Raw genomic sequence first — 12,231 nt, 5'->3', positions numbered from 1 at the left:
TTATTTTTGGGCGCCAGGCATCGGCCCATCGGCTCAGGCAATGCAGCGTCTGCGCGCGCTTGTACGCTTGCCTCGGCGAGCCATGGGCGAAGCCTGGTTCATGAGCGAGGAACGCCGCCTGTTCTCGGGATTGATGGACGAAGACCCACTGCGATGGCGGCAAGACGAGCTCGACTGCGCGTTATTCGAACTGTCCTCGGGTCCTGGCTCGTTCGGCGCCAGACGTGAGTGGCTCGTGTGGTTCGGATTTTTGCTGCCACGCGCCCAAACCCTGATCGGCGACGGCCAACAACCGTATTTCTTCGGGCGCTGGCTGCACGGTGCGTTGACGACGGCGACGTTCGTACATTGTCCCGACCCCAGCCTTCCGAATCTGCCGCCCCATGTCCGACGCGACCTGCTCGATACCTTGGCGAGGACCTTGTTCGCGGCGCAGCGCTGGAATCAAGGGCGCGTTGCGGCCAACAATTTTTTCGAGCCGCTAGGCGACAGCCCGCATCACGGCTTGTATTTCGACGGGGGCGACGCGCTGGCGGCCTCGTGTCTGCTGGTTTTGAAATACCTGGATGCCGAACTGATCGACGGCTGGCTTGTCAGCGCGCTCGGCATCTCGGACCCCAACTGGCGGGCCGCCTTCGTCGTCTGGCTCGCCGGATCGGCGCCGCTGATCGTGGACGGGGCGTATCCGGACCAGTTAAGCCACAGCGAGCTGTATCCGGCGACTTGGCAACACCATCATCTGATCCACGCGCCTGCGTCGCCATTGACATTGGACGACGCGGAAACTTCGTTTATCGACTCGCAGCGTCGCCATGCCTTCGTCTCTTCGCTGCGGCGTCAACTCGATCGCAGCCGCCTGGGTCGTTGGCGAGAGGAATTGACCGCGTCAAGCGGCCCGCGGCACGGCTCTGAGTACGCGCGCCGGCAATACGAAACCGCCGCCGAGCGCGTAATCGAACGCTACGGCCTGAGCTGATCTGGCGTCGACCCAGTCCGTCCGGGGATGTTTCAGCCATGAAACAGCCCGCGCTGACCGTGCATGCGCGGCCCCCGCGTTGATTAGACATCGAGCGGCACGTCGCGGTCAGGATCGGCCCGACGCGCGACCGCTTTCGCGCAGCCGTGGCGCTGCGCATGCAGGAGGACAGGATGTTCGCTTTCGACGACGAGCAGTTTCTCGATGGCTACCGCAAGCGCTTCGGACCGTTGCGCGACGACCTCGCGCAGGCGCTGCGCTTCTTGATCGGACGCATCGAGCAGGACGCCAGTTTCAGTTCCAACCCGGTGCATCGCAACCAGATCGCCTATTGCCTGGCGACGTTCAAGTGGGAAACCGCGCACACCCTGCGGCCGATCGACGAGTTCGGCGACGACGCGCGCTTCAACCGCCTGTACGGCCCGGACACCCGCGTGGGCAGGATGCTCGGCAACACCCGCGCGGGCGACGGCGCGCGCTTCCACGGCCGCGGCTACGTGCAGCTGACCGGCCGCGCCAACTACGAACGCGCCGGCAAGCTCCTCGGCATCGATCTGCTGAACAAGCCCGACGACGCCAAGAAGCCCGAGATCGCCTACGCGATCGCGATGGAGGGCATGAAGAAGGGCTGGTTCACCGGCAAGAAACTCGACAACTACTTCAAGCCCGGGCAATTGCCGAACTACGAGGAAGCGCGGCGCATCATCAACGGCCAGGACAAGGCGCAGACCATCGCCGACATCGCGCGCCGGTTCGATGAGTTGCTGGTCAACGCCTTGCAGTGAGCCGACGCGCCGACGCAATCGGTGGCCTCGATGAGGCCGCCGTCGCGGCGATAAGCGACGAATCGGATCGAAGGACCCGGCTCAGTCCGCGCCGCGCAGCGCCATGTGGATCAAGGGAAACGGCCGCCCCTGGCCGTCGGTCGGCGAACGGCCGACATCGGCGAACCCGTAGCGCCGATAGAACCCATGCGCCCGCGGGTTTTGTTCGTTGACGTCGACGGTCAAGGCGCCTCGCAACTCGCGCGCATGATCGAGCAAACGCGTGCCGATGCCCTGCCCGCGCCAGCGCGGGTCCAGAAACAGCATCTCGACCTGCGCGCCCGACAGGCCGATAAAACCGAGCAGCCGACCGTCCGTGTCCTCGTAGACCCAGACATCGACCGCATCGAGATACAGGTCGCGCACCTGCGGCAGCAATTGCGCGATGTCGTCCTCGTTGAGGAAATCGTGGGTCGCGCGCACCGATCGATGCCACAGATCGAGCAGGACCGGATTGTCGGCACGGACGCGGGCACGGATGCGCATTCATCCCTCCTGGATGGAAACGGCCTGAGTGTCTGGACAAAGTAACCGCCGGCCGGATCGTCGATCCAGCCGGCGGCCGGGTTTTCATCATTGCGATAGCGACCGCATGATCGAACGACGGCGCGAAGAATCCATCGCGCCGCGTCGGGTCGAACTTCAAGCCCGATCTCAGGCCAGCTTCAAACCGACCAGCCCGGCGATGATCAACACGATGCTGCCGATGCGCAGGGCATTGACCGGTTCGTTGAACAGCACGATGCCGAGAATGACCGTGCCGACCGCGCCGACGCCGACCCAGATCGCGTAAGCGGTGCCGACCGGCAGCGACTTCATCGCCAGGCCGAGCAGGCCCAGGCTGACGATCATCGCCGCGGCCGTGCCGAGCGAGGGCCACAGTTTGGTGAAACCTTCGGTGTATTTCAGACCGATCGCCCAGCCCACTTCGAACAGGCCGGCGAGTACGAGCAAGATCCAGGGCATGACTGACTCCAGATTGACGATGGGGCCGTCCCCGGATGCGATTGAAGCAGCGGGGTCGTCCCCGCCTCGTGATGCGCAGTTTCTCACGCGCCTCGGGCCCGTCGATGACCGGGGTGTAACCCCGCGACCGCTCTGACCGCGCCGCCGCCTCGCTCAGGCCAGCTCGGGCAGGAAACGCGTGTCCAGCCAATAGCGCTTGGGCCGGCCGGGCCGGATCAGCACGCTGACGTGTTCGCCGACGTAGTCGCTCGGATCGAACCAGAGCGGGTCGCTGCGAAACAGATGGATCTTGCCGCTGGCCGGGTCCCGCCATTGCGCGTGGATCCGCCACGGCGAGCGGCCGTTGACCTTGATCGAACTCTCGCGCGCCACCTCGACCACGTCGGCCTGCACCGCCACGCCGGTCGCCCGCAACTCGGCCGCGATGCGGCGTCCACGCAGGCCCGGCAGCACCGCCAGCAGGCCGATCGCGAGAAACACGCCGCCGAGGCCGCCCACGACCATCACCGCGAGCCAGCGGGTCAGGAACGAATCGATCCTGGCGTCGTGCGGATCGCTTTCGCGATACAGCACCGCCACCGTCTCGCCGACATTTTCGGCGGGCGGCTGCGAACACACCCCGCCGACGAATTCGATCTGCCGGCCGTCGGCGGCGGTGAAATGCACGATCGGGCAGTAGGTGCCGCCGCTGCCGGAATCGCTGGAATCGGAACGACTGAAGCTGTGCTCGACGACCACGCCCTTCGCATGCAGCGCCTGCGTCCGGAACCGCTGCTGCGTCACCGCGATCGCGAGCGCGCCGAGCAGCATCGCCGCGCCGATGGCCGGGAACAGCCACAGCCAGTTCATGCCGCGGCCCAGCGACAGGTTCATCTCATGCCGCGCCGCGCTGACGCACCGCTTCGAACAAGGTCACGCCCGAGGCGACCGACACGTTGAGGCTTTCCACGCCGGTGGCCGCGTTGCCGCCGGGCATCGGGATCTTGACCAACTGGTCGCAGTTCTCGCGGGTCAGGCGGCGCAGGCCGTCGGCTTCGCCGCCCAGGACCAGGGCGACGTTGCCTTTGAGGTCGATCGAATACAGCGATGCATCGGCTTCGCCGGCCAGGCCGTAAATCCATACGCCGAGTTGTTGCAGGTCGCGCATCGCGCGGGCCAGATTCGTCACCGGGATCACCGGGATGCTGTCGGCCGCGCCGGCCGAGGTCTTGCGCACGGTCGCGTTGACCTGCACCGACTTGTCCTTCGGGATGACCACCGCGGTCGCGTTGGCGGCCGCCGCGCTGCGCAGACAGGCGCCGAGGTTGTGCGGGTCCTGCACGCCGTCGAGGATCAGGATCAGCGCCTTGCCCTGCGCGGCTTCGACCAGCCCCTCGAGCTCGTTCTCGTTCCAGGTCTTGGCCGCGGCGTAGCGCGCGACCACGCCCTGATGGCGCAGATTGCCGACCACGCCTTCGAGCGCATTGGTCGCGACCCGGCGCACGTCGATATCGGCGCGGCGCGCGGCGGTCTCGATCTCGGTCAGACGCGGGTTCTTGGCGCCGGCCTCGATCAGCACCTCGCGCACGTTGGACGCATCGTGTTCGATCGAAGCGGCGACGGCGTTGATGCCGGCGATCCATTGTTTCTGGCTCATGGGGATTCCGTGGGGCGGTCGTGGCCGGGGCGCCCGCGCGGGCGCGCGAGGCCAGGGCTGGATCTGGGGGATGAATTCTAAGCTACCGCCACGGTTGGGGCGGTCGGCGGGGACCCGGCGGCGGTTTGCGGTGGTTTCTTGCGGCGGCGGCCGACAGCGGGCAGCCACTGCGGCCCGGCCCCGAACTCCCGGCTGCCCCTTGAAACCTACCCGAAGGATTCCCCCCTTTGAAAAAGGGGGGCCAGGGGGATTTGCTCTTACCCGCCCGCAGCAACGCAACCCGCCGATGGAAGAGCAAATCCCCCGCGCTGGAGTCGCTGGCTCTAATGGCATCTGCGCCGGGCGCTCGCCCCCTTTGTCAAAGGGGGCGACTGATTAGCGCGCCGCAGCCGCAGTCACGGGCAAGCTGGATCGTGGTTACGAAGTCTTAGCCACACGAAACCCGGGGCGTGCTTACGAGTAACGCGGGCGCAGTCACCGGGCGACGAAGCGCCACCGCTAGCGTCCAACACACATCCTGCCTGGGTGGTCACCGGCGCGATCGGTCAACTCCGATCGACGCCGGCCACGCTGCCTCAATACTTCTGCTTGGGCCGCTTCGCCGGTTGCCCGCGCGGCGGCAAGGGCTTGGCGCCGCGCTCCTCGACCAGGCGGAAGTCGATCTTGCGGTCTTCCACGCTGGCCTTGAGCACGACGATCGCGACCCGGTCGCCGAGCCGGAACTCGCGCGCGGTGCGCTCGCCCTTGAGCGTCTTGCGGATCGGATCGAAGTGGTAATAGTCGTGCGGCAACTGGGTGACATGCACCAGGCCGTTGACCTTGGATTCGTCGAGTTCGATGAACAAGCCGAAGCTGGTCACGCCGCTGATAGTGCCTTCGAACTCGCCGCCGACATGCTGTTCCATCCACGCGGCGCGGTAGCGCTCGTCGACCTCGCGCTCGGCCTCGTCGGCGCGGCGCTCGCGTTCGGAGCACTGCAGCGCCAGCGCGCTCATCTGCCGCGGCGAATAACCGTACGCGCTGGGCTTGGCGCCGCTGAGCGCGTGCTTGATCGCGCGATGCACCAGCAAGTCGGGATAACGCCGGATCGGCGAGGTGAAGTGGGCGTAAGCATGCAGCGCCAGGCCGAAGTGGCCGACGTTCTCCGGCGCGTACACCGCCAGGCTCTGGCTGCGCAGCAGCACCGATTCGATCAACGCCGCGTCGGGACGCTCGCGGATCTTCTTCAGCAACGCGGTGAAATCGCGCGGTTCGACCTGGTTCCAGGCCGGCATGCGCAGCTTGAATTCCTTGAGGAACTCCTGCAGATCGGCGTACTTCTGTTCCGGCGGGCGGTCGTGGATGCGGTACGGCGCCGGCACTTCCTGCGCGATCAGGTACTTCGCGGCCTCGACATTGGCCGCGATCATGCATTCCTCGATCAACTTGTGCGCGTCGTTGCGCTGGAGCATGCCGGCCTGGGTCACTTCGCCGTTGCTGCCCAGCACGAAGCGCACTTCGCTGGATTCGAATTCGATCGCGCCGCGCTTCTGCCGCGCCTTGAGCAGCACATGGAACAACTGGTGCAGGCGCTCGATGTTCGGCAGCAGCGAGCCGATCTGCGCATGCGCCTCGCTCTTCAATTCCTCGGGCACGTCGCCGACCGCGTTCCACACCGTGGTGTAGGTCAGACGCGCGTGCGAGTTCATCACCGCCTCGTAGAACTTCGATTCGGTCACCTGCCCCTCGCGATCGATCTGCATGTCGCAGACGAAGCACAGGCGGTCGACCTTCGGGTTCAAGGAGCAGATGCCGTTGGACAAGGTCTCCGGCAGCATCGGCACGACGAAGCCGGGGAAATACACCGAGGTCGCGCGCTTTTGCGCCTCGTCGTCCAGCGGCGTGCCCGGGCGGACGTAATGCGATACGTCGGCGATCGCGACCACCAGGCGGAAACCGTCGCGGTTGCTTTCGCAGTACACCGCGTCGTCGAAATCCTTCGCGTCCTCGCCGTCGATGGTGACCAGCGGCAGCTTGCGCAGGTCAACGCGTTGCGCGGCCACCGACTCGGGCACGGTCAGCGGCACCGCGGCGGCTTCGTCGAGGGTTTCCTGCGGGAACACGTCGGGAATTTCGTGGCCGTGGATCGCGGCCTGCACCGCCAGCGAGGCGGTGAGCTTGTCGCCGAGCACCGCGAGCACGCGGCCGATCGGCGGACGCTTGTGGTCGGGCGCCTGGACCAGTTCGCACACGACCAGTTGGCCGTTCTGGGCATCCATGCGCGCGTCCGGCGGGATCTGCACGTTGCGCTGGATGCGGCGATCGTCGGGCACGACGTAGCTGATGCCCTGCTCGACCGTGAAGCGGCCGATCAGGCGGTTGAGCCGGCGTTCGAGCACTTCCACGATCGCGCCTTCGCGGCGGCCGCGGCGGTCCATGCCGGTGACGCTGACCAGCACGCGGTCGCCGTGCATGGCCTTGCGCATTTCGTACGGCGGCAGGAACAGGTCGTCGCCCACGCCGCTTTCCGGGCGCAGGAAGCCGAAGCCGTCGGGGTTGGCGATCACCACGCCGGGGATCAGGTCCATCTGCGCGGCGGGGGCGAAATCGCCCTTGCGGTTACGGATCAGCTGGCCGTCGCGAATCATCGCGCCCAGGCGCTTGCCCAGCGCGTCGGCGCGGTCGGGTTCGCTGAGTTTGAGCTGTTCGGCCAGGGTCTCGGCCGACATCGGGCCGTCGGCCGCGGCCAGGGTCTGCAGGATCAGCTCGCGGCTGGCGATCGGCTGCTCGTAGCGCGAGGCTTCGCGGTCGGCGTAGGGATCGTGAAAAGGCGGCGCTTTGGCCGCGGGGCCTTTGACGGCCGGGCCGGGAACCTGCGGGAGGAAGCTGGCGGGGCCGGACGCGGCCTTCTTGCGCGGGGTCTTGCTGGCGCCGTGCTGGAGATTGTCGGGCAACCAGGGCGGGCGCGCCGCGGGCGGCTTGGCGCCGCCTTTCTTGCTGGGAGCCGCGCCGGCACCGGTGGGGGACGTCTTGCTGCTGCCGGGCTTACCGGTCTTCGTACTCTTCGTTTTTTTGGTCATGGCTTACATGGTCTCACATCGCCATGAACGCGGCGTCGCAGCCGCGGCCCGCGCAGACGCCGGCCGGACCGGACCGGCACCGCGCTGACGGCCCCATCGATGTGGTCACGAGACGCCGGCATGGCACGCATGCGGCGGCCAGCGCGCCGGGAGTTCCGCGCAGTTGAGCGCGGTTCAACGCAAATAGTCGGCTGATCCAGCCATTTTGTGGATGTTCTGCACCCGCCCCATCGATCGTCAGTTGCAATCGCAATCACGCTTTTCCGCCATGGCCTCGGCCACGGCCCCTTGCGCCGGCCGGATTTTCGCGAAGCCGGCACGGGCGCACAAAACCGCCGTTCGACCGCCGCCTAGGGTCCAGGCGTCGGCCCGCGGCGGACGGCTCCGCCAACCAACCGGCGTCCGCTTGCCCTGCCCGCACGCATTCCCTTCAGCAACGCAAGGAAACGCACGATGACCCAGAATCACGCCCTTCGCCTCGCCCTGCTCGCCAGCCTGTCCGTCGCCTCGACCGCCGCCGTCGCGGCGCCGCCCGCCGTGGTCGAAATGGATTCGGCGCCGGTTACCGAGGCGCCCTCGGCCGCGGCCATGGGCGCGGCCGAGTTCGCCTCCGTGGCGAAAACCGCCCCGGCGCGCGTGCTCAGCCTGCCCTCGCTCACCCGCAGCGACGTGGCCGCGCTGCGATCGCGCCGCATCAAGCAGGATCGCGACGGCCTGCCGCTGCAAATCGGCGTCAACCGCAAGGTCGAGCGCAGCCGCATCGATCTCAACACCCTGGCCTGGCAACCGCTGGCCGACGGCGGCCGCTCGGCGCGCTTCACCCTGACCTCCGAAAACGCCAGCGCGCTGCGCGCCGCGCTGTCCTTGCGCGGTAGCGGCGCCAAGTCGGCCCGGTTGCATTTCGCCGGCAACGACGGCCGCGTGTTCGAGCAAGGCGGCGCCGATTTCGCCGGCAACACCCAGGCCTGGTCGCCGATGGTGTCGGGCGACACGCTCACCGTCGAACTGGTCCTGCCCAAGGGCGTCAATCCGAAGTCGCTGTCGTTGAACGTCCCGCAGCTCTCGCACCTGGATCTGAGCCCGGTCGCCAGCGACAAGGACATCCAGAAGGCGATCGGCGACAGCGATGTGTGCGAGAAGGACATCGTGTGCCGCGCCAATCCGTCGGCCGGCTTCGTGTCCACCGCCAAATCGGTGGCGCGCATGACCTACACCAACGCGCAAGGCTCGTGGCTGTGCACCGGCACCTTGCTCAACAACAACCATTCGCCGAAAAAGCGCTTGTTCTGGACCGCGGCGCATTGCATCAGCACCCAGGCCGAAGCCGACACGCTGCAGACCTATTGGTTCTACGAGGTGACCTCCTGCGGCGGCTCGACCGTGAATTCGGCCTACACCACGCTCAGCGGCGGCGCGTTCCTGCGTCACGCCAACACCAGCCGCGACACCTCGCTGCTGGAACTCAAGACCGCGCCGCCAGCGGGCGCGGTGTATGCGGGCTGGTCGAATGCGGCCATCACCGCCACCGGCACCAAGATCGAGGGCATCCATCACCCGGCAGGCGACGTCAAGAAGTACTCGCTGGGTTCGGTGACCGGCCTGTCGACCTCGGCCGGCGGCGTATCGCCGCTGTACCGCGTGGTCTGGAACACCGGCGTGACCGAAGGCGGCTCCTCGGGCTCGGGCCTGTTCACCATCACCAGCAGCGGCGGTTATCAGCTGCGGGGCGGTTTGTGGGGCGGCAGTTCGTTCTGCAGCAATCCGCAGGCGCCGGATTACTACTCGCGCTTCGCCGACATCTACGCGAGCGTGTCGAGCTATTTCAATCCCTGATCGCCGACACAGGTTTGGTTTTCGCCACCGGTCGCTGCGCAAGCAGCGGCCGGTTTTTTTTTGCCGTGCGTGTTTCGATTTTTCGAAATTCGACTCAAGAGCAGTTGCGCGCCTTAGCGGCAATAACGAGTCGAAACCAATACCGGCGCGAACCGCCCACGGCATCGCGCATCATCGGCAGCGATCGCGCAACACGCGCGTGTTGCAACGCCGCAGCTGCAAGCCTCATGCATCGATCGAACAACCGTCAACGCATGTGCGCACTTCGCGCCGATCGCCGCATCTGTGATCGCAACCACGCTTGACCGAAACCGTTTCATCGGTAACGGCTTGCACTTCGCCGGCTTCCGAGAAGCCCGAATAAGCGCACAAAAAAGCCACATCGATGCGGCATAGCGTGCTCACTCCGCGCTAGTCACGCGGAGCTTTCGGCCACTGCGCCGACATCCCCACAGCCACCCAAGGAAACGCACGATGATCCGCAAGAACGCACTTTGCCTGGCGCTCGTCGCCGGCCTGTCCTGCTTCTCGATCCAGGCGTCCGCCAAGACCGCCAACGCCGAAATGGATTCGGCGCCGGTCACCGAAACCCCGTTGGCCGGCGCCATGGGCGCCGCCGATTTCGCGATCTCCGCCAAGGCCGCCGCGCCGCGTCTGGTCAGCCTGGGCCAGCCGACCAGCCTGGACGTGTCCGCGCTCAAGGACCGTCGGGTCCGCCAGGACAAGAACGGCGAACCGCTGGAAATCGGCTACGCGCGCGACATCGCGCGCAGCCGGATCGATCTGAAGACGCTCAACTGGCTGCCGCTGGCCAACGGCGGCAGCGCCGCGCGCTTCGAAGTGTCCTCGGCCGGCGCGGTCGCGCTGCGCGCGGGCCTGTCGCTGCGCGGCGCCGGCGCCAGGTCGGCGGTGCTGCATTTCGCCGGCAACGACGGTCGCGTGTTCGAACAAAACGGCGCGGATTTCGCCGGCAACGAGCTGGTCTGGTCGCCGGTGGTCGCCGGCGACACCGCCACGGTCGAAATCGTGCTGCCCAAGGGCGTCAGCGCCAAGTCGCTGTCGCTCAACATCCCGCAGCTGTCGCACCTGGACGTCAGCCCGGCGGCCAGCGAGAAGACTCTGCAGAAGGCGATCGGCGACAGCGATTCGTGCGAGAAGGACATCGTGTGCCGGGTCAGCCCGCCGTCGGGTTTCGTGTCGACCGCCAAGTCGGTCGCGCGCATGACCTTCACCACCGGCGGCGGCACCTACCTGTGCACCGGCACCCTGCTCAACAACAACTACTCGCCGAAGAAGCGCCTGTTCTGGACCGCCGCGCATTGCATCAGCACCCAGACCGTCGCCAACACCCTGCAGACGTACTGGTTCTACGACGCCACCACCTGCAACGGCTCGGTGGTTAACTCGGCCTACACCACGCTCAGCGGCGGCGCGTATCTGCGTCATGCCAACACCACCCGCGACACCTCGCTGCTGGAACTCAAGACCGCGCCGCCGTCGGGCGCGGTGTATGCGGGCTGGTCGAGCTCGGCGATCGCCTCCACCGGCACCGCCATCGAAGGCATCCATCACCCGGCCGGCGACGTCAAGAAGTACTCGCTGGGTTCGGTGACCGGCCTGTCGACCTCGATCGACGGCAAGTCGCCGCTGTATCGCGTGGTCTGGAACACCGGCGTCACCGAAGGCGGCTCCTCGGGCTCGGGCCTGTTCACCGTGACCAGCAGCGGCGGTTATCAGCTGCGCGGCGGCCTGTACGGCGGCACCTCGTACTGCAGCGCGCCGCGCGATCCGGATTACTACTCGCGCTTCGCCGACATCTATTCGAGCGTGTCGAGCTATTTCAATCCCTGATCACTCGGTCTGGACCCGGTTGAAAAACGCGGGCCGCTGCTGATGCAGCGGCCCGTTTTTTTGGGCACGGCGACCATCGAATGCTTACGGCCAGGGTATTTCGCCCTTGGCGACCTTGGCGCTGATATCCAGGGACAACTCGCCTTCCAGCGCCGGATAACGTCGCTTCATCGCCGCGATCAACGCTTTGGAATCCTTGGCCTTGGCCGCCTCTTCGTCGAACGCGCGAATGTAATCGGCGCTGAAACGCACCGCGTCCAGGGTCTGCGCCGAACCGGGCGCGAAGTGACCGGGCACGACGACTTCGGGCTTGAGCGTTTCGATCTTTTGCAACGTCGCCAGCCAATCCAGATGCGATTGCGGCGTGGGCGTATCGGCCATGAACAGATGTTCGCCGGCCACCACCGGCACGCCGCCGGCCACGGTGCGGATCGAGGGAATCCAGACCACGCTGCGGTCCGGCGTCGGCCCGTCGAGGCCGACGATCCGCAAGGCCTGCCCTTCCAGCTCGATGCGGTCGCCTTGCAAGGGCTCGGGGATCACGATGCGCTTGGGCGCATCGGCGCCGAGCTTGGGGCCCCAGTAGGCGAGTTTTGCCGCCTGGCTCGCGCGAATGTGTGCGACCGTCTGCGGCGTCGCCAGGATCTTCGCCTGCGGGAAGGCATCTTGCAGCGTGTCCAGGCCGAAGTAGTAATCCGGGTCGCCGTGGCTGATGTAGATGGTGGTGAGGGTCTTGCCGGAGGCCTTGATCCGCTCGACCAGTTCGCGCGCCTGCGCCGCGCCGAACTGCGCGTCGATCAACACCGCCTCGCGCGCGCCGGTGACCAGCACCGAGCTGACCTGGAACAGGCCGTTCTTGCCGGGGTTGTAGACCTGGGTTTGCAACGGCTGCGCGGCCGGTTCGGCGGGCGGGGCCGGGGCACTGGCGGCGGACGCGGCCGGTTCGGCGGCAGCCGGCGCTGGCGCATCGTGCCGAGTGCAAGCGGCCAGGCCCAGGGTCAGGCAGGCCAGCGAAACGGCGACAGACAATCCGGAGGAGGGCATGACGGGGTTCTCCGACGATGGGGCGGACCAAGGGGCGGTCAG

Annotated in this window: 10 protein-coding genes; 4 read left to right on the top strand and 6 right to left on the bottom strand. The window is 66.9% G+C overall.

What is annotated here, in order from left to right; genetic code table 11:
• Positions 1-100: 100 nt before the first annotated feature.
• Positions 101-976: a hypothetical protein gene (locus IEQ11_RS08635; RefSeq protein WP_191822813.1), complete on the top strand. Its 876-nt coding sequence runs from the start codon at positions 101-103 to the stop codon at positions 974-976.
• A gap of 173 nt (positions 977-1,149) precedes the next feature.
• Complete coding sequence (locus tag IEQ11_RS08630; protein WP_036113979.1) at positions 1,150-1,761, top strand: glycoside hydrolase family 19 protein; 612 nt, start codon at positions 1,150-1,152, stop codon at positions 1,759-1,761.
• Between the two features lie 81 nt (positions 1,762-1,842).
• Here IEQ11_RS08630 and IEQ11_RS08625 read toward each other — a convergent pair whose 3' ends face one another.
• The 5 genes from IEQ11_RS08625 to rnr all read right to left on the bottom strand — a co-directional run bounded on the left by IEQ11_RS08625 (position 1,843) and on the right by rnr (position 7,461).
• A complete protein-coding gene (locus IEQ11_RS08625; RefSeq protein WP_036113891.1) occupies positions 1,843-2,286 on the bottom strand; it encodes an acetyltransferase in 444 nt (147 codons plus the stop codon).
• A gap of 168 nt (positions 2,287-2,454) precedes the next feature.
• On the bottom strand, positions 2,455-2,766 hold the full coding sequence (sugE, locus tag IEQ11_RS08620) for a quaternary ammonium compound efflux SMR transporter SugE (protein ID WP_036113894.1): 312 nt from the start codon (positions 2,764-2,766) through the stop codon (positions 2,455-2,457).
• A gap of 153 nt (positions 2,767-2,919) precedes the next feature.
• Entirely contained in the window at positions 2,920-3,639 is a 720-nt protein-coding gene (locus tag IEQ11_RS08615) for a DUF3592 domain-containing protein (protein WP_191822812.1), read from the bottom strand.
• A 1-nt stretch (position 3,640) separates the two neighbouring features.
• Positions 3,641-4,402, bottom strand: coding sequence for a 23S rRNA (guanosine(2251)-2'-O)-methyltransferase RlmB (gene rlmB, locus IEQ11_RS08610; protein WP_191822811.1), 762 nt, complete (start codon positions 4,400-4,402; stop codon positions 3,641-3,643).
• Positions 4,403-4,977: 575 nt separating this feature from the next.
• The gene (rnr, locus tag IEQ11_RS08605; RefSeq protein WP_191822810.1) at positions 4,978-7,461 is read right to left on the bottom strand and encodes a ribonuclease R; all 2,484 of its coding nucleotides are present in this window, start codon (positions 7,459-7,461) and stop codon (positions 4,978-4,980) included.
• 453 nt (positions 7,462-7,914) lie between these two features.
• Here rnr and IEQ11_RS08600 point away from each other — a divergent pair, with 453 nt between their 5' ends.
• Both IEQ11_RS08600 and IEQ11_RS08595 read left to right on the top strand, forming a co-directional pair.
• A complete protein-coding gene (locus tag IEQ11_RS08600; protein ID WP_191822809.1) occupies positions 7,915-9,294 on the top strand; it encodes a trypsin-like serine peptidase in 1,380 nt (459 codons plus the stop codon).
• A 474-nt stretch (positions 9,295-9,768) separates the two neighbouring features.
• Positions 9,769-11,145: a trypsin-like serine peptidase gene (locus IEQ11_RS08595; RefSeq protein ID WP_191822808.1), complete on the top strand. Its 1,377-nt coding sequence runs from the start codon at positions 9,769-9,771 to the stop codon at positions 11,143-11,145.
• A gap of 84 nt (positions 11,146-11,229) precedes the next feature.
• Here IEQ11_RS08595 and IEQ11_RS08590 read toward each other — a convergent pair whose 3' ends face one another.
• Positions 11,230-12,189, bottom strand: a complete 960-nt coding sequence (locus IEQ11_RS08590; protein WP_191822807.1) for an MBL fold metallo-hydrolase — start codon at positions 12,187-12,189, stop codon at positions 11,230-11,232.
• Between the last annotated feature and the right edge of the window lie 42 nt (positions 12,190-12,231).

The sequence above is a fragment of the Lysobacter capsici genome (genome assembly GCF_014779555.2).
Lineage (GTDB): Bacteria > Pseudomonadota > Gammaproteobacteria > Xanthomonadales > Xanthomonadaceae > Lysobacter > Lysobacter capsici.
Note: the sequence above shows the minus strand (reverse complement) of the source record. Positions and strands in the feature narration are given on the sequence as shown.

Excerpts from the sequence above, each read along its gene's own strand:
- IEQ11_RS08635 (WP_191822813.1), top strand. The coding sequence starts at position 101 with ATGAGCGAGGAACGCCGCCTGTTCTCGGGATTGATGGACGAAGACCCA.
- IEQ11_RS08630 (WP_036113979.1), top strand. The coding sequence starts at position 1,150 with ATGTTCGCTTTCGACGACGAGCAGTTTCTCGATGGCTACCGCAAGCGC.
- IEQ11_RS08625 (WP_036113891.1), bottom strand. The coding sequence starts at position 2,286 with ATGCGCATCCGTGCCCGCGTCCGTGCCGACAATCCGGTCCTGCTCGAT.
- sugE (WP_036113894.1), bottom strand. The coding sequence starts at position 2,766 with ATGCCCTGGATCTTGCTCGTACTCGCCGGCCTGTTCGAAGTGGGCTGG.
- IEQ11_RS08615 (WP_191822812.1), bottom strand. The coding sequence starts at position 3,639 with ATGAACCTGTCGCTGGGCCGCGGCATGAACTGGCTGTGGCTGTTCCCG.
- rlmB (WP_191822811.1), bottom strand. The coding sequence starts at position 4,402 with ATGAGCCAGAAACAATGGATCGCCGGCATCAACGCCGTCGCCGCTTCG.
- rnr (WP_191822810.1), bottom strand. The coding sequence starts at position 7,461 with ATGACCAAAAAAACGAAGAGTACGAAGACCGGTAAGCCCGGCAGCAGC.
- IEQ11_RS08600 (WP_191822809.1), top strand. The coding sequence starts at position 7,915 with ATGACCCAGAATCACGCCCTTCGCCTCGCCCTGCTCGCCAGCCTGTCC.
- IEQ11_RS08595 (WP_191822808.1), top strand. The coding sequence starts at position 9,769 with ATGATCCGCAAGAACGCACTTTGCCTGGCGCTCGTCGCCGGCCTGTCC.
- IEQ11_RS08590 (WP_191822807.1), bottom strand. The coding sequence starts at position 12,189 with ATGCCCTCCTCCGGATTGTCTGTCGCCGTTTCGCTGGCCTGCCTGACC.